This is a genomic window from Paraburkholderia ginsengisoli NBRC 100965, from assembly GCF_000739735.1.
GTDB classification, from domain to species: Bacteria; Pseudomonadota; Gammaproteobacteria; order Burkholderiales; family Burkholderiaceae; genus Paraburkholderia; species Paraburkholderia ginsengisoli.
Genome location: NZ_BBJF01000004.1, coordinates 780,312 through 805,903, shown reverse-complemented (window position 1 = coordinate 805,903; position 25,592 = coordinate 780,312). Strand labels below are relative to the sequence as shown.

General features: G+C 64.2%; 22 protein-coding genes and 1 other RNA gene. 12 read left to right on the top strand and 11 right to left on the bottom strand.

Annotated elements, in window-relative coordinates; all coding sequences use genetic code 11:
- Positions 1–13: 13 nt before the first annotated feature.
- Together BGI01S_RS07590 and clpB are read left to right on the top strand one after the other, a co-directional pair.
- A complete protein-coding gene (locus BGI01S_RS07590) occupies positions 14–505 on the top strand; it encodes an Rrf2 family transcriptional regulator (RefSeq protein WP_042323803.1) in 492 nt (163 codons plus the stop codon).
- A gap of 119 nt (positions 506–624) precedes the next feature.
- Complete coding sequence (clpB, locus tag BGI01S_RS07585) at positions 625–3,222, top strand: ATP-dependent chaperone ClpB (RefSeq protein ID WP_042323801.1); 2,598 nt, start codon at positions 625–627, stop codon at positions 3,220–3,222.
- 142 nt (positions 3,223–3,364) lie between these two features.
- Here clpB and BGI01S_RS07580 read toward each other — a convergent pair whose 3' ends face one another.
- Positions 3,365–3,892 carry a YidB family protein gene (locus BGI01S_RS07580; protein ID WP_409372074.1) on the bottom strand — a complete coding sequence of 176 codons (528 nt, stop codon included), beginning with the start codon at positions 3,890–3,892 and terminating at the stop codon, positions 3,365–3,367.
- A 134-nt stretch (positions 3,893–4,026) separates the two neighbouring features.
- The gene (locus BGI01S_RS07575) at positions 4,027–4,623 is read right to left on the bottom strand and encodes a ComEA family DNA-binding protein (protein ID WP_042323799.1); all 597 of its coding nucleotides are present in this window, start codon (positions 4,621–4,623) and stop codon (positions 4,027–4,029) included.
- Positions 4,624–4,924: 301 nt separating this feature from the next.
- On the opposite strand from BGI01S_RS07575, the gene BGI01S_RS07570 reads away from it, so the two are divergent.
- The gene (locus BGI01S_RS07570; protein WP_042323798.1) at positions 4,925–5,425 is read left to right on the top strand and encodes a MerR family transcriptional regulator; all 501 of its coding nucleotides are present in this window, start codon (positions 4,925–4,927) and stop codon (positions 5,423–5,425) included.
- Positions 5,377–5,823 carry a carboxymuconolactone decarboxylase family protein gene (locus tag BGI01S_RS07565; protein WP_042323797.1) on the top strand — a complete coding sequence of 149 codons (447 nt, stop codon included), beginning with the start codon at positions 5,377–5,379 and terminating at the stop codon, positions 5,821–5,823. The genes BGI01S_RS07570 and BGI01S_RS07565 overlap by 49 nt, the downstream gene beginning before the upstream one ends.
- 146 nt (positions 5,824–5,969) lie before the next feature.
- Here BGI01S_RS07565 and BGI01S_RS07560 read toward each other — a convergent pair whose 3' ends face one another.
- The 8 genes from BGI01S_RS07560 to trxA form a co-directional block, all read right to left on the bottom strand.
- A complete protein-coding gene (locus BGI01S_RS07560) occupies positions 5,970–7,352 on the bottom strand; it encodes an MATE family efflux transporter (protein ID WP_042323795.1) in 1,383 nt (460 codons plus the stop codon).
- Between the two features lie 2 nt (positions 7,353–7,354).
- Positions 7,355–9,112: an ArnT family glycosyltransferase gene (locus BGI01S_RS07555; protein WP_042323793.1), complete on the bottom strand. Its 1,758-nt coding sequence runs from the start codon at positions 9,110–9,112 to the stop codon at positions 7,355–7,357.
- Positions 9,113–9,425: 313 nt separating this feature from the next.
- Positions 9,426–9,692 (bottom strand): type B 50S ribosomal protein L31, encoded by a 267-nt coding sequence (locus BGI01S_RS07550; protein WP_042323790.1) that lies wholly within the window; start codon positions 9,690–9,692, stop codon positions 9,426–9,428.
- A gap of 268 nt (positions 9,693–9,960) precedes the next feature.
- Complete coding sequence (locus BGI01S_RS07545) at positions 9,961–10,794, bottom strand: M90 family metallopeptidase (RefSeq protein ID WP_042323789.1); 834 nt, start codon at positions 10,792–10,794, stop codon at positions 9,961–9,963.
- Positions 10,795–10,809: 15 nt separating this feature from the next.
- Complete coding sequence (locus BGI01S_RS07540; RefSeq protein ID WP_042323787.1) at positions 10,810–12,366, bottom strand: MFS transporter; 1,557 nt, start codon at positions 12,364–12,366, stop codon at positions 10,810–10,812.
- Positions 12,363–12,953 carry a MerR family transcriptional regulator gene (locus tag BGI01S_RS07535; RefSeq protein WP_042323784.1) on the bottom strand — a complete coding sequence of 197 codons (591 nt, stop codon included), beginning with the start codon at positions 12,951–12,953 and terminating at the stop codon, positions 12,363–12,365. Before BGI01S_RS07535 ends, BGI01S_RS07540 begins: the two co-directional genes overlap by 4 nt.
- 185 nt (positions 12,954–13,138) lie before the next feature.
- Positions 13,139–14,407 (bottom strand): transcription termination factor Rho, encoded by a 1,269-nt coding sequence (gene rho, locus BGI01S_RS07530; protein WP_006048863.1) that lies wholly within the window; start codon positions 14,405–14,407, stop codon positions 13,139–13,141.
- 238 nt (positions 14,408–14,645) lie between these two features.
- A complete protein-coding gene (gene trxA / locus BGI01S_RS07525; RefSeq protein WP_006048864.1) occupies positions 14,646–14,972 on the bottom strand; it encodes a thioredoxin TrxA in 327 nt (108 codons plus the stop codon).
- Between the two features lie 450 nt (positions 14,973–15,422).
- Between trxA and ffs the strand changes: the two genes are divergently transcribed.
- The 8 genes from ffs (at position 15,423) to BGI01S_RS07490 (ending at position 24,336) form a co-directional block, all read left to right on the top strand.
- Positions 15,423–15,521, top strand: an RNA gene (gene ffs, locus BGI01S_RS29115) — signal recognition particle sRNA small type.
- 219 nt (positions 15,522–15,740) lie between these two features.
- A complete protein-coding gene (dnaX, locus tag BGI01S_RS07520) occupies positions 15,741–18,458 on the top strand; it encodes a DNA polymerase III subunit gamma/tau (RefSeq protein WP_042323782.1) in 2,718 nt (905 codons plus the stop codon).
- Positions 18,459–18,527: 69 nt separating this feature from the next.
- Positions 18,528–18,854 carry a YbaB/EbfC family nucleoid-associated protein gene (locus BGI01S_RS07515; RefSeq protein WP_007182071.1) on the top strand — a complete coding sequence of 109 codons (327 nt, stop codon included), beginning with the start codon at positions 18,528–18,530 and terminating at the stop codon, positions 18,852–18,854.
- A gap of 326 nt (positions 18,855–19,180) precedes the next feature.
- Positions 19,181–19,777 (top strand): recombination mediator RecR, encoded by a 597-nt coding sequence (recR, locus tag BGI01S_RS07510; protein ID WP_042323780.1) that lies wholly within the window; start codon positions 19,181–19,183, stop codon positions 19,775–19,777.
- Between the two features lie 134 nt (positions 19,778–19,911).
- A complete protein-coding gene (locus tag BGI01S_RS07505; protein ID WP_042323778.1) occupies positions 19,912–21,165 on the top strand; it encodes a CaiB/BaiF CoA transferase family protein in 1,254 nt (417 codons plus the stop codon).
- Positions 21,166–21,393: 228 nt separating this feature from the next.
- Entirely contained in the window at positions 21,394–22,431 is a 1,038-nt protein-coding gene (locus tag BGI01S_RS07500; RefSeq protein ID WP_042323776.1) for an ABC transporter substrate-binding protein, read from the top strand.
- A 173-nt stretch (positions 22,432–22,604) separates the two neighbouring features.
- Positions 22,605–23,417, top strand: coding sequence for an ABC transporter ATP-binding protein (locus BGI01S_RS07495; RefSeq protein ID WP_042323774.1), 813 nt, complete (start codon positions 22,605–22,607; stop codon positions 23,415–23,417).
- Positions 23,418–23,511: 94 nt separating this feature from the next.
- The gene (locus BGI01S_RS07490; protein ID WP_042323772.1) at positions 23,512–24,336 is read left to right on the top strand and encodes an ABC transporter permease; all 825 of its coding nucleotides are present in this window, start codon (positions 23,512–23,514) and stop codon (positions 24,334–24,336) included.
- Between the two features lie 138 nt (positions 24,337–24,474).
- On the opposite strand, the gene BGI01S_RS07485 is transcribed toward BGI01S_RS07490, so the two are convergent.
- Entirely contained in the window at positions 24,475–25,449 is a 975-nt protein-coding gene (locus BGI01S_RS07485) for an NADPH:quinone oxidoreductase family protein (RefSeq protein ID WP_042323770.1), read from the bottom strand.
- Positions 25,450–25,592 lie beyond the last annotated feature (143 nt).

Below are 25,592 nucleotides of genomic sequence, written 5' to 3'. Positions count from 1 at the left end.
GATACCCGCACCTATGAGACTGACCGATTATACGGATTACTCACTACGCGTCCTGCTGTACCTGGCGGTGCGCGGCGACGCGCTGTCGACGATCCAGGACATCTCGCAGGCGTACGGCATCTCGAAGAATCATTTGATGAAAGTAGTGCAGCAACTTGCCGAGCGGGGCTGGGTCGAGACCGTGCGCGGTCGCAACGGCGGCCTGCGATGTGCGGCGCACACCCACGCGCTGACCGTGGGCGAGGTGGTCCGCGCAACCGAAAGCGACTTCGCGCTGGTGGCCTGTCTGCCCGACCAGCAGGGCCAGCGCCGGCCGTGCGTGATCTCGCCGCAGTGCCGTCTGCGCGCGGCGCTGCAGGCGGCGGGCAATGCCTTTCTCGCCGAACTCGACCGCCACACGATCGGCGAAGTCACGCAGCCGAAGGGCGCGCTGGCCGCGTTGCTAGGTATGGACGGCGCGATTCCGATCGTGCCGGTCGCAGCGGCGGCCGCGCCGTCGGCCTGAATCGGGCCCGGATAGTTGTTTCGCTCAAATGTTAAATAGTTACGGTTGAGCGCAAAAAGTGCCTTGAAACCTGAATAAAACGCCTCATTTTGGTGGTAATCGAAATTGGAGGTCTCTTGATGAGAATCGACAAACTCACCACTAAATTCCAGGAAGCGCTCGCGGATGCGCAGAGTCTGGCCGTCGGCCATGACAATCAATACATCGAGCCGGTTCACGTGCTGTCGGCGCTCGTCGCCCAGCAGGACGGATCGGCGCGCTCGCTGCTGTCGCGTGCCGGCGTGCACGTGCAGCCGCTGCAAACGGCGCTCAACGACGCGATGACGCGGCTGCCGCAGGTGCAAGGCACCGACGGCAACGTGCAGATCGGCCGCGAGCTGACCGGCTTGTTGAATCAGGCGGACAAGGAAGCGCAGAAGCTCAACGACACGTTCATCGCGAGCGAGATGTTCCTGCTCGCGATCGCGGACGACAAGGGCGAAGCCGGCCGCCTCGCGCGTCAGCACGGCTTGTCGCGCAAGTCGCTCGAAAGCGCGATCGCGGCCGTGCGTGGCGGTTCGCAAGTGCATAGCCAGGACGCCGAAAGCCAGCGCGAAGCGTTGAAGAAGTACACCGTCGACCTGACCGAGCGCGCGCGGGCCGGCAAGCTCGACCCGGTGATTGGCCGCGACGACGAAATCCGCCGTTCGATCCAGATCCTGCAACGCCGTACCAAGAACAATCCGGTGCTGATCGGCGAGCCGGGCGTGGGCAAGACCGCGATCGTCGAAGGGCTCGCGCAGCGCATCGTCAACGGCGAAGTGCCGGAGACGCTCAAGGGCAAGCGCGTCCTCTCGCTCGACATGGCCGCGCTGCTGGCGGGCGCGAAATATCGCGGCGAGTTCGAAGAGCGGCTGAAGGCCGTGCTGAGCGACATCGCGAAGGACGAAGGCCAGACCATCGTCTTCATCGACGAAATCCACACGATGGTTGGTGCGGGCAAGGCCGAAGGCGCGATGGACGCGGGCAACATGCTCAAGCCGGCGCTCTCGCGCGGCGAACTGCATTGCGTCGGCGCGACCACGCTGGACGAATACCGCAAGTACATCGAGAAGGACGCCGCGCTGGAGCGCCGCTTCCAGAAGGTGCTGGTCGATGAGCCGTCGGTGGAGGCGACCATCGCGATCCTGCGCGGTCTGCAGGAGAAGTACGAGCTGCATCACGGCGTCGACATCACCGACCCGGCGATCGTCGCGGCCGCCGAGTTGTCGCATCGCTACATCACGGATCGTTTCCTGCCGGACAAGGCGATCGATCTGATCGACGAAGCCGCGTCGAAGATCAAGATGGAAATCGACTCGAAGCCGGAAGAGATGGACCGGCTCGACCGGCGTCTGATCCAGTTGAAGATCGAACGCGAAGCCGTGAAGAAGGAAAAGGACGAAGCGTCGCAAAAGCGTCTGCAACTGATCGAAGAAGAAATCGAGCGTTTGAATCGCGAATATTCGGACCTCGACGAAATCTGGACTGCGGAAAAAGCCGCGGTGCAGGGCAGTGCGCAGCTGAAGGAAGAGATCGAGAAAACGCGTGCGGAAATCACACGCCTGCAACGTGAAGGCAAGCTGGAGAAGGTCGCTGAGTTGCAGTACGGCAAGCTGCCGGGTCTCGAAGCGCAGTTGAAGGAAGTGACCCGGGCTGAGGCGGAAGAGCAGAACAGTCCGCAGCGTCGGCGCCTGTTACGCACGCAGGTCGGCGCGGAGGAAATCGCGGAGGTCGTGTCGCGTTCCACCGGCATACCGGTCTCGCGGATGATGCAGGGCGAGCGCGAGAAGCTGTTGCAGATCGAAGAAAAGCTACATGACCGCGTGGTCGGCCAGGACGAGGCGATCAGTGCGGTGGCCGATGCGATCCGCCGCTCGCGCGCGGGTCTGTCGGATCCGAACCGTCCGTATGGTTCGTTCCTGTTCCTCGGACCGACCGGCGTGGGCAAGACCGAACTGTGCAAGGCGCTGGCGTCGTTCCTGTTCGATTCGGAAGATCATCTGATCCGTATCGACATGAGCGAATTCATGGAGAAGCACAGCGTCGCGCGTTTGATCGGTGCGCCGCCGGGCTATGTCGGTTACGAGGAAGGCGGCTATCTGACCGAAGCCGTGCGCCGCAAGCCGTATAGCGTGATCCTGCTCGACGAAATCGAGAAGGCGCATCCGGACGTGTTCAACGTGCTGCTGCAAGTGCTCGACGACGGCCGCATGACCGATGGCCAGGGCCGTACCGTGGACTTCAAGAACACGGTGATCGTGATGACGTCGAACCTCGGTTCGCAGGTGATCCAGGCGATGGTCGGCGAGCCGCAGGAAGCGGTCAAGGACGCGGTGTGGGAAGAGGTGAAGCTGCACTTCCGGCCCGAGTTCCTGAACCGGATCGACGACGTCGTGGTGTTCCATGCGCTCGACCGCTCGAACATCCAGTCGATCGCGCGGATCCAGCTCCAGCGTCTGCATGAGCGGCTGGCCAAGCTCGACATGCAGCTGGTGGTGTCGGACGAAGCGCTCGAACATGTCGGCAAGGTCGGCTACGATCCGCTGTTCGGCGCGCGGCCGCTCAAGCGCGCAATCCAGCAGGAGATCGAAAACCCGGTCGCCAAGCTGATTCTGGCCGGCAAGTTCGGTCCGAAGGATGTGATTCCGGTGGAAGTGGAAGACGGCAAGCTGGTGTTCGACCGCGTCGTGCATTAAGCGGCGAAACGCGGTAGGGCGGTGAGCGAACCGCCTGCCCGCGGACGTTAAAAAAGCGGCAACGAAGGTGACTTCGTTGCCGCTTTTCTTTTGCCCTGTCGACGAGCGACGGGCGCCCGCTCAGGCGAGGCAGCGCGCGTCGCTACGCGTTCTTGTTGCCGAACAACGCCGACAGGCCGCCCAGCGCGCCGAGCACGGTGGTCGCATTGAGCTTGCCTTCGGCCGGCACTTCGCCTTCGGGCGTCGCCGCGTTGACGACGTGCGGCAGAATTTGCGAGAGCAGGCCCGTGACCTGGTCCGGTTGCACGCCGGCTTTCGCCGCGAGGTTCGCGACGGTGTCCGAGCCGAGCACGCTATGCAGCGCGTCCGGTGCGATCGGCTGGTTCTCGCCGTTGCTGACCCACGACGTCACGACGTCGCCGAGGCCCTTTTCCTTGAAGCGTTCGATCAGCCCATTCAGGCCGCCCGGCTGGTTATTGACGAATTCGAGTGCGGCTGCGATCAGTGCTTGCTGGCCACCACCGCCTTCGGGGGATTTGCCGAGCAGGGAACCGATAGTGTCGAGTAGGCTCATGACGGTCTCTCTTGAATGCTGACTCGTGCGTGACGAGTCAGCGGGTGAAAACGCCGCGCGGTTGCGCGGCGCGGTGGATAGGCGGGCGGACGGCAGCGGGGCGGCTTCGGCGCGCGCATGTCACGTGCATGTCACGTGCATCATGCGCCTACCCAAAAGCCTCGCGATGCCGTTGTCCGCTTCGTTGCGCGTTGATCTGCGCGTTTGCTTTGCGCGTTGTTTGTGCGTTCTTACGCGCCGGAGGCCGCCGCGGCCGAAGCGGCCTTGCTCTTCTTCGCCTTCTTCTTCGAGGCCTTGGTGCCGGATGCATCGGCCGGCGCGGTGGCCGCGGGTGCTGCCGCCGGCGCGGAAGCGGCCGCTGCTTCGGAGGCCGCAGCCTTGCTCTTCTTCTTCGACTTCGATGCCTTCGTGCCCGATGCTTCTGCGGGCGCCGCCGGCGCCGGAGCGGCGGTCGTAGCCGGGGCCGGTGTGGTTGCTGCGGGCGCGGCTGCCGGTGCAGCCTTGCTGCTCGCGCTACTGCTCGACTTCGCGGCCGGCTTGGCGCCGGTCGGCGGCGCGCCGGAGCCGTTGATCGTCAGGCCGGCTGCTTCAAGGTTCGCGACCGACTTGGTGCCGATGCCTTTGACGCGGGTGGCGAGATCGTCGGCGTCCTTGAACGGGCCGTTTTTGGTGCGCTCGTCGATGATCGCTTTCGCATGGACCGGACCGATACCCTTAACCGATTCGAGCGCGGCCTGATCGGCGGAATTGACTTCGACAGCCGCCGCCAATCCGGCCGACAGCGACAAAGCCAGAGCAACGCAAAGCATTAAAAGCTTCTTCAGCATGGCAAGCACTCCATTGAGGGCAAAAAAGTAAGCCGGGAACGGACGACGCAGCCAGTTGGCAGGCGCTGCGCTTAAGCATAGAACAAATCGCGCGCCCTATTTGCGAACGCCGACGAGTTATACCGATCGATTCGTGACAAGTAAATCAGCTCGGACAATATTTAAACCTTTTGCTGAGCTATTTAGGCTGGTGTGGGTTTATCCATCAAATATCGCTCGCCATAAGACATCGCAACGCAGACAAATGACAGCGGCGAGCGCTTGACTTAGAGTGCACTCGAAGTCTTAACCTGAGTCCGTCATGTCGAAAATCTCAACCGCACTCACCATCGGCCAGGTCGCCGAAACGATCGGCGTCTCGACGCACACGCTGCGCTATTACGAGCAGGCCGGGCTGATCCGCGCGGTCGGCCGCACGCAGGCGGGGCATCGGCTGTATGCGCCGGCCGACCTCGACTGGCTGCGCTTCGTGATGCGTCTGAAGGCGACCGGGATGCCGATCGCCGGGATGCAGGCGTTCGCCGCATTGCGCGCACAGGGTCAGCCGACGACAGGCGCGCGCCGTGACTTGCTGGTGGCGCACCGGGACGCAGTTTTGGCGCGGATCGCCGAGTTGCAGAGCAACCTCGGCGCAATCGTCGACAAGATCGCGTACTACGAGGCGGCCGGCCAGAACGGTGACGCGGATGAACCGACACGACAGGGCGGCGCAAGCTCGTCGCTTTCACATTCACCTTCGGACAAGGACTCACCATGGACTACGCACACAACGACCGCTACACCCGAGGCTGGGACAAGCTGAAAGAGATCGACGGTTCGGCCGGCGAACAGGTGATCGCCGCGCTCGCGTCGATCGCGCCGGATTTCGGGCGGCTGCTGATCGAGTTCGGCTTCGGCGATATATACAGCCGGCCGCAACTCGATCTGCGGGCGCGTGAAATTGCGACGATTGCTTCGCTCGCGACGCTCGGCTGCGCGCAGCCGCAACTGAAGGTGCATATCGAGGCGGCGTTGAACGTCGGCTGCACGCGCGAGGAGATCGTCGAGGTGTTCATGCAGATGGCGGTCTATGCGGGGTTCCCGGCGGCACTGAATGCGCTGTTCGCGGCGCGCGAGGTTTTCGAGCGGCATGACCGGGAAGGTGAAGCGACGCGGCGGGCGACGGGAGCCGAGGTCGCAGAGGAGGCGGGCGTGGAGTGACCGGCGGCAGTAGCGGTCGGGTGGCGCAAGCGGCGCCTTGGAGCGCCGCTTTTTAGCTGACTCGAATGCAACTAACTGTCCGTTTCGGATAGCGACTTTGACGCTGCGCGGGTCGGTGAGCCACAAAATCCTGGTTCGCCAGGAAGTTATCGACCCACCGAATCCACGACCCCGGTCGCCTGCACCCGCAAATACCGCTTGCTCACCACCCGCCAGTACGCGAGCAAACCAAACCCGGCAATCGCCAGGCTTGTGGTATTCGCAACCCAGAAGCCGCGCGCGCCGGTCAGCCATTCCGGGATGGCCCCGCTCACATTGAAGCCGAGCAGATACCCGCCGCCGAGCCCCACGCCCCACAACGCGATCGCATAGATGACGGTCGGCACGACCGCCACCTTGTACGCGCGCAGCACGAACGCGGTAGTGATCTGCAACGCATCGAACAGGTGGTAGCAGACGACGATCAACACCAGCGGCATCGCCGCCGCGACGACCTGCGCATCCGGCGTATAGCCTTCGATGATGATCGGCCGCAGCGCCAGCACGATCGCGCCGTAACAGCAGGCGATCGCGACGGCCATCATGATGCCGTGACGCGACAGCGTGCGCGCCGCTTCCGGACGATGCGCGCCGAGCGCCTGCGCGACCAGCGTCGACGAAGCGATGCCGATCGACAGCGGCGTCATGTACAGCACGGCGCCGATATTGCCGGCGATCTGATGACCCGCGAGCGTCGTCGTGCCGAAGCGCGAGATGAAGAGCGCCATGAACGTGTACGACGTGACTTCGATCAGATACGACAATCCCATCGGAATGCCGAGCCGCAACTGTGCCGCCTGACGCCGCCAGACTGGCCAGCAGAAGTGCGCGAAGATCGCGAACGGCCTGAACACGTCGACGCGCGTCAGCAGCAACATGCCGACCACCGCCAGCCCCCAGTTGATCAGCGTGCTGGCGAGCGCGCAGCCCGGTCCGCCGAGCGGCGGCACGCCAAGCCCGCCGAAGATGAACCACGTGTTGAGCGGAAACTTGAGCAGCAGCGCGCCAATCTGCAGGATCATCACGAGCCTCGGCTGGCCGACCGCGTTGCTGATCGAACTGTAAATGCGAAACGCGAGGCCGGCCGGCAAGCCGAAGGCCAGAATTCGCAGATACGCGACCGTGCGTTCGTGCAGCGCGTCGGGCACGCGTGCCACATGCAGTATCGGCCCAGGAAAAAACAGAATCAGGAAACCGATCACGGTCAGCACGAGCGCAAGCCATAACGACTGGCGAACTTCCTCGCCGATCTCGCCATAGCGGCGCGCGCCGTAGAGTTGCGCCGCGATCGGCTGCAGCGCGGTCAGAATGCCCGTGAGCCCGATATAGACGGAGATATAGATCGACGAGCCAAGGCCGAGCGCGGCCAGATCGATCGCCGAGTAACGGCCGACCATCGCCGTATCGATCACGCCGAACGCGATGATCGCCAGTTGGCCGATCAATACGGGCCAGGCCAGCGCGGCGATCTTCCGTGCGTCGGCGAACATGGTCAATCGAGCTTCTTGTGCCAGCTGCGGCGTTTGACGACCGGCGGCTTCGGACGGTCGATCCGCACATACAGGCGGAAGCGTTCGTCGCGGTCGGCGACGCGGCGGCCTTCCCACACCAGCTTCCAGATGTAGTCGGGCAGCGCGCTCGGGTCGCCGTATTCCTGCGTGTCCTGGCGCAGGATCACGTCGCAGTCCTGGTTGAACGAGAAGTGCATGTCGCCGAAATACGCGAAAGTCGCGATCTGCGCATTACCCAGACGCACCGGCGAGATGCAGGTGTAGTCGTCCGGCAGATGGCTTGCGATCTGTTGCGCGACGTCCTTGTAGGTCCGGCTGTAGTTGACGACCGGCAGCCACAGCGTCATCAGCAGTACCCACATCAGCGTCGTGCCGGCGCTCGAGAGCACCACGCTGCGCCACAGCACCTTCGGATGACGCGCGAGACGCCAGCGCACCAGCATGAACCAGCACACGGTCACCGCGACCGCGCACACGAACGACAGAATCTTGAACTGCGGCGCGAAACCCGGCGCGAGACGCGCGAGATTGCGCGCGAGCGGATGCGGGAAGCCGGTGAGGCCAGCGAGGTACACCAACCACACGAAGCTGCCGAGGATCGTAAAGCTCAGCAGCGCGAACCAGTCGATCGCATTGATCGCGCCGCGCTTGAGCGTGGGCAGCGCGAACGTGGCCAACACCGCGAGCGGCGGCAGCAACAGCATGTAAAGCCGGTTCGACTGGTGGCTTTGCAGGATCACGAGCACCAGCAGCGGTCCGATCACCGACAGCGGAATCGCCACGTGCGGCGCGCGTCGCAGGCCCTTCCAGCTGAACCACGACCATATCGCCAGCGGCCATGCCGGCCATGTGAAGAGTGGCAGATTCTTCAGCGCGTAAGCCGCGACCGAGCCGGGCGGCCCGGCGAACGAACTCAGGCTGACGTGCACCCACTGATTCAGATACCAGACGGCGTCGTCGGGGAAGGCGGCGAGCGCGGCGATCGGCCACGATACCGCCACCACCAGCGCCACCGGCAAGCCGGCGAGCAGCAGCCAGCGGCAGCGCGTTTCGCGTACGATCAGCGCCATCGCGAGCGTGCCGAGCAGCAGCGCGCCGACCAGCACCGGGCTGCTCGCGAGCGTGACGAGGCCGAGCGCCAAACCCCAGATCGCCGCGCCTTGAATCGGCTTGTCGATCATGCGCACGAGGCCGTACACGAGCATCGCGATGCAGACGAACTGCGCGAGTTGCGGCGTGGTTTCGTGACCGCGTTCGGCGAGACCGAAGCAGGCAAGCAGGATCAGCAGCGCGCCGTCGGCGAGCGTGCGGCCGTAGTCGCGCGGTTCCGGCTCGCCGCCGAACGCGTACTTGAACGGTTGGACTTCGGCGCGGCGGCCGAGCAGGTAAGCGGCATACCAGACGAACGCGCAGCCCGCGCAAAAGAGCAGGCCGGTGAACACGCGCGACGCATTGCTCGCATCGACCCACGGCGCGAGCACGCGGATCGCGCTGGCGCCGAGCCAGTAGCCGAGCGGGCCGTCTTCGGTCAGGTATTTGCCGACCAGATTCGGCAGAAGCCAGTCGTGGGCGCCGCCGTTCGCCATGGTCCACATGACACCGAAGCCGGCTGCGTCCTCGTTCTTCCACGGATCGCGGCCGAACAGTCCGAACGATGCGTAGACGATACAGATGGCCAACAGCAGCCAGCGCGGCAGGGCACTGGTCGCAGAGGCAGTGAGGCGAACGACAGGTCTCATGCGGTGTGTGGATATTGGATAAGCGGTGCGGCCGGGAGCGGACGGCGGGTCCGGCTGGAACGGCCGTTCTGGAGCATCCGGCATTGTAGTCGTGCGGTGCGCTGCGCGTCACTGCCGGTAACGGCCCGCAACGTCGTTGTGAATGCTGTAACAGGGCGCCGCGGAGGACAGCTGCGTGCGCTGCTCCCCGAAAGTGCGCGAAGCAATGAACCGGGCGTCATGCAACACGCGAACCCCAGCGACAAAAAAGGGCAGCTCACGCTGCCCTTTTTCGTTGCTTCGCTGTCGGCCAAGGCCGGCGACGATGCGGGTCTTACTTCGCTGCTGCCTTGCCGGTAGCGCGCGAACCGAACTTCTTGTTGAACTTCTCAACGCGGCCTGCCGTGTCCATGATCTTTTGCTGGCCGGTGTAGAACGGATGCGATTCCGACGACACTTCGATCTTGGCGAGCGGGTAGGTCTTGCCGTTGAATTCAGCGGTTTCACGCGTCTGGATGGTCGAGCGCGTCACAAACTTGAAGTCGTTCGACATGTCGATGAACAGGACTTCGCGGTAATCCGGGTGAATGCCTTCTTTCATGGTCTTTCCTTTAATCTGGCGGTAGCCAACCCGCGTGCGAGCCGCAATGAGTGCGGACCGCATCTAGGCGCGAGCCACTTGCCTATGGTCGAAAAACGGCGATTATGCCAGAAAATCAGTCGCTTGACGACTTTTCTGCCAGCTTGTTGCCAGCAGGGCGGGGCACGCGGACTGCGCGGGGCACGGCGTTGCCGGCGAGCGGGCCAGCAAGTCCACGCGCCATGCAGCGTGCCACGGCCCGCGCGCGGCAGATCTCGTCCACACGGCGTCAGGCCGGCGTGAAGCTCAGCCCGACGCGCGCCCGATCCTGACGGTAGTAGCGGGCGAGCAGCCGGTACAACTCCGGATACTCCGCCTCGAACGCCTGCGGCTGCACGAACAGCGCCTCGCTGCACACGGCAAAAAATTCCGACGGATGGTCCGCCGCATACGGATCGATCAGCGAGTCGCGCTCGAAGCGCGCCCAGCGACGCTCCGGCACCGCGTCGACCCGCGCGCAAAAGTGATCGTACGCATGGTCGAACACGTCGGCCCACGCCTGCGCGTCGAGCGGCGCGTGCCAGCGGCGCATGAGCGGCGGATGGCCGTCCGCCTCGCCGTTCAGCATGTCGATCTTGTGCGCGAATTCGTGAATCACGACGTTGTACGCGTCGGAGCCGTCGGTCATCTGCGCGTCTTCCCACGACAGCACCACCGGGCCGCCTTCCCACGCCTCGCCGCTCGCGTCGTGTTCGACTTCGTGCACCACGCCGTCTTCGTCCTCCACGGTCTTGCGGATCACGAACTCGCCCGGATAGACGATCACGCCGACCCAGCCGCGGTACAGATCGAGACTCAGGTTCAGCACCGGCAAACACGCCTGCGCGGCGATCGCCACGGTCATCGCGTCGGTCAGCTCCAGCTCGTGCGCGGTCGAAAACTCCTTTTGCGCGAGGAACAGGCTGGTCAGTTCGCGCAGACGCGCAAGGTCCGGCGCGTTCAGATGCGCGAGAAACGGCAGGCCGTCGAGCGTGGCTTGCCACAGCGCGTCGTCGATCGCGTAGTCGCGCAGCGCGCGGTCGCGGCGGCGCGTGCCCAGCCATTGAGTGAGTTTCGAAAGCATGGCCCGATGAAACCCCTAGTCGATCTGTTTTTGCCACGCGGCAAACATGCCGCCGCATATTGCGATGCCGATCAGAAAATAGAAGCCGTCCAGCGACGCCAGAAAGCTCGCCTGCTGCGCGACCGATCGGCTGATTTCGACGATCGCCAGCGAATGCGCGTCGGAGGCCGAACGGCCTGCGGCGGCCAGGCTGTTGGTCAGCGCGGCGAGCGAGTTCTCGAACACCGGATTGTACGGATTCACGAACTCCGCGAGGCGAGTTTGATGCAGTGCCTGGCGATGCTGCTCGACGATGATCACCGACGCCGTCGCGAACGAGATCGTCAACTGTCGCACGATGTTTTTGAGCCGGTAACCGTGCGTGAATTCCTCGATCGCGAAGATGCGGAACGTCAGATTGGCAACCGGCAATACAATGAACAGCAGCAATAGCCCGCGCAGCAGCAACGGCACGAGCAGCGCCGTTTCACCCACGCCCGGCGACATGCGCGTCATCCACGCCGCGGCGAACGCGGCCACCGCGAAGCCCGGCACGATGACCCACTTCTTGCGCGGCAGCAGCTTCGCATAACGCAGATAGACGAACAGCGCGCTCGCGGAAATCAGCGACGTCACGCCGACCAGCCGCCCGGTGTTCTCGACCGGAAAGCCGAGGCCGCTTTCGAGAAAGCGCGAGATCAGATAGCTGAACACCGTCGAGATGTAGTAGTAGAACATGTACAGCACGAGCCCGACCTGGAAGACCTTTTCGCGCAGCGCGTGCAGGCGCATCAGCGGCGCGGGATGGTGCCATTGCTGCCAGGCGAACCAGCCGAGCGCGATGAGACCGGCGACCGTCAGCAGAATCAGCCCCGGCGACGCGCTGAACAACTGGAAGCGCACCTGTTGCATCACGATCTGCAGCGCGGCCTGCGCAAACGCGAAGATCAGATACGGCCAGAAGTGCGCGGCGCCGCGCTCTTCGGGCAGGCGGTTGCCGGAGTCGGGCAGCGCAAGCAAGGCCAGCACGGCGAACAGCACGCCCACCGGCGCAGTGCACGCGAACAGCGCGCGCCAGTCGAAATGCGCAACCAGTTGGCCGCCGAGCAACGGGGCGAGCGCGCTGCTCAACACGATCAGCAGGAGAAACGCGCGGGTAGCCACCGGCCGCTGTTGCGGCGTGAAACTCATCTGGATCAGGATGCGGCAGGTGCCCATCATCGGACCGATGAAGTAGCCTTGGAAACCGCGCGCCAACGTGAGTTCGAGCGACGATTCGCAGAGCGCGGCCGCCACCGCGCCAGCGGAATAGAGCAACATGCAGCCGGCTACGTAGCGCCGGTAGCCGAAGCGCTCGACCCACCATTCCTGCTGCAGGATGCCGAGGACGGCCGCGACCGCATAAGCGCTCGACGCCCACACCAGTTCGTCGGGCGACGCGTTGATGCCGCCCGCGATATAGCTCGTGAAGAACGAGAAGATCGAGTTGTCGAAATAGTCGAGGCCGGTGACGACCGCCAGCACCCAAGGGAAAAAATCGCCGCGCAGCTTTTCGACGCTGAACAGCGCGACGCGTGACGACGCCACGTTCATGACGATTTGTCCGACCCGCCCGTGCGGGGCTTTCTGGTGCGCTTTGCGGGCGAGGTGCCGGGCCGTTTGGTCGCCTCGGTCTCTTTGCGCGCGTGAGTCGTTCTGTTTGCTTTGTTCGCTTTAGCTAGCGCGTTGCGGCGTTGCTCAAGCAGGGTGTCGGCGTTTTCGCCGGCGAGGCGCCGTTCGAGATAGTCGAGGTCTGGACTCAGCTCGGCGCGATGCTTCTGCGCTTCCTTGAGTTCGCGGCGCATCGTTTCGATGTGCGCGTCGAGCGCTTCGATCTGTTGCGCGATGGCGTCGCGAATCTGCTGCAGCGATTCGGTCGAGAAACGCTGGGCGCCGTCGACCGCTTCAAGTGGTCGCTTGAGCATCTCGGTGATGCCCTGCAACGAAAAGCCGAGCGAGCGCAGACGCAGGATGCGGCCGAAGCGCTTCAGGTCTTCGTCGTCATAGAGCCGGTAGCGGCCCTCGCTACGGGTAGGCGAGACGAGCCCGCGTTCCTCGTAGTACTTCAGCGTGCGCGGCGTGACGCGGAGGCGTTCCGCGGCGTCGCGCACGGTCAGCAGGGCGGGTGCGTCCTTCGACATAAGCGTGTGGCAGACATGAGGGGGCTGTGAAGTGGTCGCATTGTACTCCAACGTGTACGTTCACGTACATGTTGTGCGGCGGGAGCGAATTCTGGCGGACGGACTGCGGACGAAAAAAACCGCTCGTTGCTAACGAGCGGTTTCCTGAAACGGTGCAGCCGATGCGGCTGTGACGCCGCGACGCTTTAGCTGCCGCCGCCGCGACGCATCATGTCGAAGAACTCGGAGTTGCTCTTCGTCTGGCGAATCTTGTCGAGCAGGAATTCCATCGACTCGACTTCGTCCATGTCGTGAATGAACTTGCGCAGCACCCAGATCTTTTGCAGCACTTCGGGCTTGATCAGCAGTTCTTCACGGCGCGTGCCGGACTTGTTCAGGTTGATCGACGGATAGACGCGCTTCTCGGCGAGACGGCGCTCCAGGTGCACTTCCATGTTGCCGGTGCCCTTGAATTCTTCGTAGATCACGTCGTCCATGCGGCTGCCGGTTTCGATCAGCGCCGTGCCGATGATGGTCAGCGATCCGCCTTCCTCGATATTGCGCGCCGCGCCGAAGAAGCGCTTCGGACGTTGCAGCGCGTTCGCGTCGACACCGCCCGTCAGCACCTTGCCGGAGGCCGGCACGACGGTGTTGTAGGCGCGCGCGAGACGCGTGATCGAGTCGAGCAGAATCACCACGTCGTTCTTCATTTCGACGAGGCGCTTGGCTTTTTCGATCACCATTTCGGCGACTTGCACGTGACGCGCGGCTGGTTCGTCGAACGTGGAGGCGATCACTTCGCCTGCCACCGAACGCTGCATTTCCGTCACTTCTTCCGGGCGTTCGTCGATCAGCAGCACGAACAGCACGACGTCGGGATGGTTCTGCTTGATCGCGTGAGCGATGTGCTGAAGCATCACGGTCTTGCCGGACTTCGGCGATGCGACCAGCAGGCCGCGCTGGCCTTTGCCGATCGGCGCGATCATGTCGATGATACGGCCCGTGACGTTTTCCTCGCCGCGCATTTCGCGCTCGAGCAGCAGCACCTTGTTCGGGTGCAGCGGCGTCAGGTTTTCGAACATGATCTTGTGCTTCGAGGCCTCCGGCGGCTGGCCGTTGACCTTGTCCACCTTCACCAGCGCGAAATAGCGCTCGCCGTCTTTCGGCGTACGCACTTCGCCCTCGATCGTGTCACCCGTATGCAGGTTGAAGCGGCGGATTTGCGACGGGCTGATGTAAATGTCATCCGTGCTGGCGAGGTACGAGGTTTCCGGCGAACGCAGGAAGCCGAAGCCGTCCGGCAGCACTTCGAGCGTGCCGTCGCCGAAGATCGTGTCGCCCGTTTTGGCTCGTTTTTTTAGAATGGCGAACATCAGTTCCTGCTTGCGCAGGCGGTTCGCACTTTCGATCTCGAGGCCATTGGCCATCTCGATCAATTCGGACACGTGCAGAGTCTTAAGCTCGGATAAATGCATACGGAGAACCCGCAGGAGAAGGTGCGACGAAATGAAATCTGGGAGGAGAGTGAGCGGAACCGCTCAAGGACTTACACGTCTTTTCGACGTTTTGCGGATTCTAGCATAGCACAGGCCAATTTCCGCCAGTGCGGCGGCATGGCATCTTTCCTGTCGAGCGTGTTGCCGACTGACAACACGCTCAACCCGGCACGTTCGCGGGTCTGGAGCGACCCGCAGCGCGCCGATGCGCGCCGCTTCACAGGTTGCCGTCGAGGAACGCGGTGAGTTGCGACTTCGACAATGCGCCGACCTTCTGCGCGGCGACAGCGCCGTTCTTGAACAGGATCAGCGTGGGGATGCCGCGCACGCCAAACTTGACCGGCGTCGATTGATGCTCGTCGACATTGATCTTGGCGATCTGCAGACGATCAGCGTAATCCTTCGCGACTTCGTCGAGGATCGGCGCGATCATCTTGCACGGACCGCACCATTCGGCCCAGAAGTCGAGCAGCACGGGTTTATCGGATTTCACGACGTCCTGTTCGAACGATGCGTCGCTAATATGCTTGATTTGTTCGCTCATTGTATGAATACCTCTATCGGTTCGAGGCCCGCCTGAATTGCTCGCCACGATACGTCAAAACCTAAGGAAACTTCTGTTCGCTTTGCCGCATCCGTAGTCTTGCCGACACGCGCCGGAAAATCGATGCCTATCCCGGAGTGTGCGGAAGGCACGCGCATGCGGGTCATCCGTATGGCAGTTTAGCTTAATTCGCTATGCGTTGCCGGGGGCGATAGTACTCGTCAGGGGCAGTGGGGCCAACGGCTGCCGGTGAAGTGCCACTACGTTTCAATTGCGTTGCAACTGTCGCGACGCACTTTATGTGGTGCCTCGCGCGGCGAACTCAAGTGCCTCGCAGGCGCGCTCGCGAGCCGCGTGCTATATGGTGTGAACAGCCTGATTCGCGCGTCGATGTCACTTTGCTCGTATTAACAGTCGCGCGATGGGCCAAGCGGTGATAGAATGTTTCGTGACGGGCCTCCTCGCATGGAGGGATGGTCAATCTGGTCAGGTCGGGAACGAAGCAGCCACAGCCGTTTTCCACCAGTGCCGAGGGTCGGGCTCGTCACCTTCCTTTTCTGTTGTCTGCGCGGCGGGTTTCTCCGCACACTCTCCTCAGTCGTGATTTACCCTTAGCGTCGCCATTTCCGGTGCATGCGCCTACCTCACGTCCGTACTTCGCGCGGCTCATCCATTTTTTTCTATCAGTCCGTTAGCCGGCTTCAATGAAGCGGCGACACGCGCTCATGTGCCGGTTTTGAGCGGCATCGTTACTGATACAATTTCCGCATGACCTATCAAGTTCTCGCACGCAAATGGCGGCCGAAGGATTTCGCGTCGCTCGTCGGACAGGAGCACGTGGTGCGCGCGCTCACGCACGCCCTCGACGGCGGCCGTCTGCACCATGCCTATCTGTTCACCGGCACCCGCGGCGTCGGTAAAACGACGCTGTCGCGCATCTTCGCCAAGGCGCTGAATTGCGAAACCGGCGTGACGTCCACGCCGTGCGGCGTGTGTCGCGCGTGTCGCGAGATCGACGAAGGGCGCTTCGTCGATTATGTGGAGATGGACGCGGCGAGCAATCGCGGTGTCGACGAAATGGCGGCGCTGCTGGAGCGCGCGGTGTATGCCCCGGTCGACGCGCGCTTCAAGGTCTACATGATCGACGAAGTGCACATGCTGACCAACCACGCCTTCAATGCGATGCTGAAGACGCTGGAAGAGCCGCCGTCGCACGTCAAGTTCATTCTCGCCACCACCGATCCGCAGAAGATTCCGGTCACGGTGCTGTCGCGCTGTCTGCAGTTCAATCTGAAGCAGATGCCCGCGGGCCATATCGTCTCGCACCTGGAACACATTCTCGGCGAAGAGCAGGTGCCGTACGACGCCCAGGCATTGCGCCTGCTCGCGCGCGCGGCCGACGGTTCGATGCGCGATGCGTTGTCGTTGACCGATCAGGCGATTGCCTATTCGGCCAATCAGGTGAATGAAGAGGCGGTGCGCGGCATGCTCGGCGCACTCGATCAAAGTTATCTGATCCGCTTGCTCGATGCGCTCGCGGACGGTGACGGCGCGGCGGTGCTGGCGGTCGCCGACGAGATGGCGTTGCGCAGTCTGTCGTTTTCGACGGCCTTGCAGGATCTGGCGAGCCTGCTGCATCGGATCGCGTGGGCGCAGTTCGCGCCGTCGTCGGTGCTGGACGAGTGGCCGGAGGCGGGCGATCTGCGCCGCTTCGCCGATGCGTTGAGCGCCGAGCAGGTGCAGTTGTTCTATCAGATCGCGACGATTGGTCGGAACGAGCTGGGGCTTGCGCCCGATGAATACGCCGGCTTCACGATGACGCTGCTGCGCATGCTGGCGTTCGAGCCCGCGCCGACCGGCGGTGGTGGTGCGGCGGGTGGTGCGCGCGCGGCTGGCCAGGCGAATGCGGCTGGTGCGAAGCGTGCGGGTGCATCGACGGTGGCGGCGTTGCGGGCGTTGTCGGACTCGCCGGCGGTTGCCGCTCCGACGACCCTGCCGGTTGCTGCACGTGAAGCGGCGAACACGGCCGCGCCAGTTCGTGAATCGCAAGCTGGCCGTGCACTGGCTGATAACGGCGCCATGTCCCATGCGGCGAGCGAATCTGCGATGTCCGCCGCGCAGCAAAGCACGCATGCAGCACAGCTCACGAATGCAGCGCAGTCTGCGTCAGCGGATGCCGCACAAGGCGCCGTGCCCCTGCAATCATCCGAAGCCGAAGCGGTAATCGAAGCCGAGCCGGTGAAGGTTGCCGAGGAAGCGACTCCGGTGCCCGCACGGGCGCCGACCGGGGCGACGCCCGCAACCGCAGTGGCACGCGCACCTGCATTGGCCCCGTGGGACGACGCACCTGCCGACGCGGCTTCGAACGCAGCGTCCGCGAGCGCTCGCCCCAACGACGCGATTGCAAACGAAACCCCCGAAGCCGCCGCCAACGCAGCCGCCGCCAACGCAGCGCCCGCCGCGCTCCGTGTCGACGACGCGGCGCCGGCCTCTGCGCTCACTGCGCCGGCCACCGCCGCGCTCGCGCGCACGGAGCAGGCCGCCGCCGCGCGGCAGGAACCATCCGAATCAGCGTCCGCAGCCGAAGCCGCGCCGCGCCGCGCCGGTGGCGCGAGTGCCGCACTCGACGTGTTGCGCAGCGCCGGTCTGAAGGTATCGTCGGATCGAGGCCGCGCCACTGCGGCGGCAGCCGCGAAGCCCGCTGCACCGGCCACGCCGAAACCCGCCGCGCCCCGCGTGGTGGTCCCAGTGCCGACGCCGGGTGCGCCGCGCCGCGCGCCGCAAGACACAGCCCCGCAAGACGCCGCACCAGCCGCCCGCGCATCGTCGTCGCCGGCCCCGCGCAACGGCGCTGAGCAGAACGGCTCGTCGATGCCGCCGTGGGACGACATGCCGCCCGACGACTACGTGCCGATCTCGGCTTCGGACGACGGCTACTTCGGTCCGCCCGACGACGACTACATGCCCGTGTTCGACCGCGGCCCCGACGATGTCCGCGTGAACGCCCCGGCCGCCGCACCCGCGCCGGCGGTCGACGCGCGGCCGCTGCCGCCCGCCGTGCCGCTCGATCCGCTCGGCTTCAACGGCGACTGGCCGGCGCTCGCCGTCGGTTTGCCGCTCAAGGGCATCTCGTATCAGCTCGCGTTCAACAGCGAACTGATGGCGCTCGACGGCAACACGCTCAAACTGAATGTGCCGGTGCCGCAGTACGCGGAAGCGTCGCAGGTCGCTAAACTGAAGACCGCGCTGGCCGAACGGCTTGGCCGGCAGGTTGAGGTGCTGGTCGAAGTCGGCGCGGCGCGCCGCACCGCCGCCGCGCACGACGCCGCGATGCGCGCGCAGCGGCAGCGGGAAGCGGAGCGCGAGATCGGCGCCGATCCGTTCGTGCAGTCGCTGATTCGCGAGTTCGGCGCGAGCATCGTTCCCGGCTCGATCCGCCCGATTACCCCGGACGCCGCCCCGAACGGCGCGTCGTCGGTTCACTGATTCGCGGCGCCTCGCCTTGGCGGTAGCGCCCGGTTTCCAGATTTCAAGTTATCAAGAAGGAGCATGTCCATGATGAAAGGCCAACTCGCCGGGCTGATGAAGCAAGCCCAGCAGATGCAGGAAAACATGAAGAAGATGCAGGAGCAGCTCGCGCTGATCGAAGTCGAGGGGCAGTCGGGCGCCGGTCTCGTGAAGGTGACGATGACCTGCAAGAACGACGTGCGCCGCGTGTCGATCGACCCGAGCCTGCTCGCGGACGACAAGGACATGCTGGAAGACCTCGTCGCCGCCGCGTTCAACGACGCCGTGCGCAAGGCCGAAGCCACCGCTCAGGAAAAGATGGGCGGCATGACGTCGGGCCTGCCGCTGCCGCCGGGTTTCAAGCTGCCGTTCTGAACGACGCCGCCAGGCGCGTGAGCGCCGCGGCTGCTGCCGCCGCGGCGTGAACGAAGCTGCGGGCGGCAGCGGCTGGCGGGCGCGAGAAAGCCACGCGCGCCACGGCCGTGAGCCGAACGACTGAACGCCGCAAGCCGGTCGGCCGTGCGTTCTGTTCGCACCGGTCCGCGGCGGTTCACTGAGTCGGCGTCGAACACGAAGACATGAGCATCGCCGGTCACCACCGCGCCGACAGAACAGCGGACGCTTCAGCAGAAGTTTGACCGAACGCACCGCATCGCCAACCGCATCCACCCCAGGCACCAGCCACTTCGACGCCGATCCGCATGAAACAACCTTCCGCCTTGTCGGCGCTCGTCGAAGCGCTGCGCGCCTTGCCCGGAGTCGGGCCGAAGTCCGCGCAACGCATGGCGTATCACCTGATGCAGCACGACCGCGATGGCGCCGAAAAGCTCGGCCGCTCGCTGCTGTTCGCGACCGAGCATCTGCAGCACTGCGAAAAGTGCAACACCTTTACCGAAGCGCAGATCTGCGAAGTCTGCCTCGATGACGAGCGCGACCCGACGCTGCTATGCGTCGTCGAAACACCCGCCGACCAGATCATGCTCGAGCAGACCATGACTTATCGCGGTCTGTATTTCGTGCTGATGGGGCGGCTGAGTCCGCTCGACGGCATTGGCCCGAAGGAGATTCATTTCGACCGGCTGGTCCGGCGCGCGTCGGATGGCGTCGTCAAGGAAGTCGTGCTCGCGACTAATTTCACCAACGAAGGCGAGGCCACCGCGCACTACCTCGGGCAGACGCTCAAGGCGCGCGGTCTGGCCGTCACGCGTCTCGCGCGCGGCGTACCGGTGGGCGGCGAACTCGAGTATGTCGACGCCGGCACGATCGCGCGTGCGATGCTCGACCGCCGTTCGATGTAAAGCGACGCGGCAGCGCGCGTCGCTGAGGCAACCGGCGCGTGCCGCGGCCGCATAGCGCGAAGGCGGCACGCGCCGAACCGCGCGCAGGCCACGCAGTTCAGCAACATCAAAACCAGAAGCAAAGAAGGAGACACATGAGCGCCACCCCCGAATCAGGCGCGAGCGCCGCGCAGGAAGGCCCGAATCAAGCCCCGCGCGGCCCGCTCGCCGGCGTCAAGGTGCTGGAACTCGGCACGCTGATCGCGGGCCCGTTCGCCGCGCGTTTTCTCGGCGAGTTTGGCGCCGACGTCATCAAGATCGAAGATCCCAAAGGCGGCGATCCACTGCGCAAATGGCGCAAGCTCTATCCGGAAGTCGGTGGCACGTCGCTGTGGTGGGCCGTGCAGGCGCGCAACAAGAAGTCCGTCACGATCAATCTGAAGGCCGAAGAGGGTAAGGAGATCGTGCGGCGTCTCGCGAAGGAAGCGGACATCGTCGTCGAAAATTTCCGGCCGGGTTTGCTGGAGAAGCTCGGACTCGGTTACGACGTGCTGTCCGCGGAAAACCCCGGCCTCGTGATGGTGCGCTTGTCCGGCTACGGCCAGACCGGCCCGTATCGCGACCGGCCCGGCTTCGGCGCGATCGCCGAATCGATGGGCGGCTTGCGCCATATCACCGGCTATCCGGATTTGCCGCCACCGCGCATCGGCATTTCGATCGGCGATTCGATCGCCGCGTTGCACGGCGTGATCGGCGCGTTGATGGCGCTGCATCACAAGCAGGTGAACGGCGGCAACGGGCAGGTCGTCGACGTCGCGCTGTACGAGGCCGTCTTCAACATGATGGAAAGCGTGGTGCCCGAGTACGGCGTGTATGGGATGGTGCGCGAGCGCACCGGTGCATCGCTGCCGGGCATCGTGCCGTCGAATACCTATCCGTGCCGCGACGGCAGCATCGTGATCGGCGGCAATAGCGATCCGATCTTCAAGCGCCTGATGGTGGCGATCGAACGCGAAGACCTCGCGAACGATCCCAGTCTTGCGCATAACGACGGGCGCGTGCCGCGCACCCAGGAGATCGACGGCGCGATTGCCGCATGGCTCGCCACGCGCACCATCGACGAAGCGCTCACGGTGCTGAATGCGGCCGACGTGCCGGTCGGCCGCATCTACAGCGTGGCCGATATGTTCACCGATCCGCAATTCATGGCGCGCCAGATGATCCAGCGCTTCAAGTGGCAGGACGGTCAGGAAATCACGTTGCCGGCGGTCACGCCGAAGCTCTCGGCGACGCCCGGCGAGACGCGCTGGCTCGGTCCCGAACTGGGTGAACATACCGATGAAGTCCTGCAATCGCTAGGTTATGATGCTGACGACATCGCAAGGCTGCACGCGCAACAGATCGTGTGAAGTGTGATGCACGCCATCACACGAAGATGGACTCGAACGCGGCGCCTACTAGCGCCGCGTAAAAAATGCAGCAGCGTTAGAAGCGACTGCGAAGGTGGCTGCAAAAAAGCGGGCGCACGCAATCACGCGCAACGACGCGCACCACCGCTCAAGCACGAGCAGCCACAAAAAGAGCTTCAATAAAGCCGCAAAAAAAGCCGCACAACAAAAGTTCGGAGACGACAGACCATGCAACGCAGAACCTTCCTCGCCGGCGGCGCCGCACTCGCGGGCGCCACGCTGACGGCCACGCCGCTCGCTTTCGCGCAGGGCAAACCCGAGACCACCAAGGTGGCGATCGCGGTCGGCGGCAAGAACCTGTTCTACTACCTGCCGCTGACGATTGCCGAGCGTCGCAATTACTTCAAGGACGAAGGGCTCGACGTCGAGATTTCCGATTTCGCGGGCGGCTCGCAGGCGTTGAAGGCGGCGGTCGGCGGCAGCGCGGACGTGGTCTCCGGTGCGTTCGAACACACGCTGCTGTTGCAGGCGCAAAAGCAGATGTTCCGCGAATTCGTGCTGCAGGGACGCGCGCCGCAGATCGTGCTCGCGGTGTCGAAGAAGACCATGCCGGACTACAAGTCGATCGCCGATCTCAAGGGCAAGAAGATCGGCGTGACGGCCCCGGGTTCGTCGACGTCGATCATGGCGAGCTTCGTGCTCGCGAAGGCCGGGCTGACCGCGAAAGACGTTGCGTTCATCGGCGTGGGCGCGGGTGCCGGTGCGATCGCCGCGTTGCAGTCGGGGCAGATCGACGCGATCGCCAATCTCGATCCGGTCATGACCAAGCTCGAACGCACGGGTGAGATCCGCGTCGTGTCAGACACGCGCACGCTCGCCGATACGCGCAGCGTGTTCGGCGGCAACATGCCGGCGGGCTGCCTGTACGCGTCGCAGAGCTTCATCACGAAGAATCCGAACACCACGCAGGCGCTGACCAATGCGATGGTGCGCGCGCTCAAGTGGCTGCAGGCGGCGAGCGGCAGCGAACTGATCAACACGGTGCCGGAAGGCTATCTGCTCGGCGATCGCGCGGTGTACCTGGACGCCTGGCAGCACGTGAAGGAAGCGATGTCGCCCGACGGCCTGATGCCCGCCGATGGTCCCGCGACGTCGCTGAAAACGTTGCAGGCGTTCGATCCGAACGTGCAGGGCAAGCCGATCGATCTGTCGAAGACGTGGACCAACGACTTCGTGAAGAAGGCGTTGACGACGGTCAAGGCGTAACGCGCGGGCGGGTAGGCGCGCGAAAGGGGCAGGGCAGACGAGGTGAGCGGATGCTCGCCTCGCCGAAAGCCTCTGCCGCTTCCAGTTCAGTACAGCAACAGTGCCGGCCGCACGCCACCGCCACCACGCATCCCTTCACTTCAAAACCGATCTTCGAACAAGCGAGCCGAACGATGACCGTAGCCGCCCTGGCGCTCGACAACATCACCTGCACATTCTCCGCGCGCGACAACCGCACGCAGCGCTACACGGCAGTCAAGGACACCACGCTGCGTATCGCGCCGGGCGAGTTCGTCTCGGTGGTCGGTCCGACCGGCTGCGGTAAGTCCACCTTGCTGAACGTCGGCGCGGGCTTGCTGACGCCCTCGTCGGGCACGGTCAGCGTGTTCGGCGAACCGCTCGACGGCATCAATCGGCGCGCGGGCTACATGTTCCAGGCGGACGCGCTGATGCCGTGGCGTTCGGCGCTCGACAACGTGATGGCGGGCCTGTCGTTTCAAGGCGTGCCGATTGCCGAAGCGCGCGCGAAAGCCGACGAGTGGTTAAAGCGCGTCGGCCTCGGCGGATTCGGCGATCGCTATCCGCATCAACTGTCGGGCGGCATGCGCAAGCGCGTCGCGATGGCGCAGACGCTGATACTCGACCCGGACATCATCCTGATGGACGAGCCGTTTTCCGCGCTCGATATCCAGACGCGTCAGCTAATGGAAAACGAATTGCTCGACCTGTGGGCCGCGAAACGCAAAGCGGTGCTGTTCATCACGCACGATCTCGACGAAGCGATTGCGATGTCCGATCGCGTGGTGGTGTTGTCGGCGGGACCGGGCACGCATCCGATCGGCGAATTCACGATCGATTTGCCGCGTCCGCGCGACGTCGCCGAGATTCGTGCGCATCCGCGCTTCGTCGAGCTGCATGCGCAGATCTGGAGCGTGCTGCGCGACGAGGTGCTCAAAGGCTACCAGCAGCAACTGAGCGCGGTTTAACCGCGTTGCGTCGTCGTTTGGCGCCGGGCTGCGCGGCATCGTGCCGGCGCGCGCGGCAGGCGCATTGATCCAATCGTTCAAGGCAAACCGAGTCATGTGGAAGACGTTGCGCCCAAGGCGGGCGAATCTGGTGATCTGGCAGTGGCTGCTGCTCGTACTGTGCTTCGTGCTCTGGTACGTGCTGACGAGCCCGACGCTGCTGCCCGCGTTCTATTTCGACGATCCGAACAAGGCCGCGTTCTTCTTCGGCGAGCCGCAGAAAGTGCTGCAGCGGATCTGGGAGTGGTTCACGGGCGGCGAGATCTATCTGCATCTCTGGATCACGCTGGTCGAGACGGTGCTCGCGTTCGTGCTCGGCACCGCGCTCGGGCTTGGCGTCGGCCTGTGGCTCGCGCTCGCGCCGCTCGCGAGCGCGTTGTTCGATCCGTACGTGAAAGCGGCCAACTCGATGCCACGCGTGATTCTCGCGCCGATCTTCGGCGTGTGGTTCGGTCTCGGCATCTGGTCGAAGGTGGCGTTGGGCGTCACGCTGGTGTTCTTCATCGTGTTCTTCAACGTCTATCAGGGTGTGAAGGAAGTCAGCCCGGTCGTGCTCGCGAATGCCCGGATGCTCGGCGCGAACCGCAAGCAGTTGCTGCGCTTCGTCTATTTGCCGAGCGCGATGAGCTGGGTGTTTTCCAGCCTGCATACGTCGGTCGGGCTGGCGTTCGTCGGATCGGTGGTGGGCGAGTATCTCGGGTCGGCGCGCGGCGTCGGCTATCTGATTCTGCAAGCCGAGGGCACCTTCGATATCAACACCGTGTTCGCCGGGATTCTGGTGCTGACCGCGTTCGCGCTGGTGCTCGATGCGATCGTCGGCATCGGCGAGCGGCGTTTGATGAAGTGGCAGCCGAAGACCGGGGACACCGAGAAACTGTAGTCGTTGTCGGCGCGGGGTTCGAAAAAAAACGGCGTGCGGTTGAAAAAACCGCACGCCGTTTTTGCTTCGTCGATTCCGCGTCGCTGATGCCGGTCGCTCGATCAGCCCTCGCGCCGGCAGCGATCGGGTGCATCACGCTCAGGGCGTAATCACCACCTTGCCGATCACGCGACGCTCGGCCATATCGCGCAACGCGCGGCCGGTGTCGTCGAGCGGATAGCGGGCGGACACGTACGGCTTGAGCTTGCCTTCGCCGATCCAGCCGATCATCTGCTCGAACGCGGCCTGATTGCGCTGCGGCTCACGCTTCGCGAAGTCGCCCCAGAAAACGCCGACCACACTCGCGCCTTTGAGCAACGTCAAATTGAGCGGCAATTTCGGAATCTCGCCGTTCGCGAACCCGACCACCAGATAGCGCCCACGCCAGCCGATGCTGCGAAACGCCGGCTCCGTATAGACGCCGCCGACCGGATCGTAGATCACGTCGGGACCTTTGCCGTCGGTGAGCGCCTTGATGCGCTCGCGCAGATCTTCGGTGCTGTAGTTGATGGTGGCGTCCGCGCCATGCTTGACGCAGGTGGCGAGCTTCTCGTCGCTCGACGCTGCCGCGATCACGCGCGCGCCGAGCGCTTTGCCGATCTCGACGGCGGCCAGTCCGACGCCGCCCGCCGCGCCGAGCACCAGCATCGTTTCGCCGGCCTGCAACGCGCCGCGATCGACCACCGCGTGATGCGAGGTGCCGTACGCGAGCGTGAACGCCGCGGCCACGTCGAACTCGACGCCCTCCGCAAGCGGCACGCAAGCGGCGGCTTGCGCGAGCGCCTGTTCCGCGAAGCCGCCCGAGCCGGTGTACGCGACCACGCGCGAGCCAGGCTTGAATTGCGTGACGCCCGCGCCGACCGCTCGCACGACACCCGCTACCTCCGAGCCGGGCGTGAAAGGCAGCGGCGGTTTGAACTGGTATTTGTTTTCGATGATCAGCACGTCGGGGAAGTTGACGGCTGCGGCTTTAACGTCGATCGCGACGTGGCCGGGCGGCGGCTCCAGGTCCGGCAGGTTTTCGACGACCAGGCTCTCCGGCGGCCCGTATTGATTACAGCGAATCGCGCGCATCGTGTCTCCATATCGATCAGGGTTCGCAAATATTCGCAAGCAGTTCGAGTGTAAAACAATCAGTACGACCGTGCGTTTTTAATCTGCGACTCACGTCGCGGCGCGTATTCGGCACGCGTTCGATGCTCGTTCTGCGCGTCGGC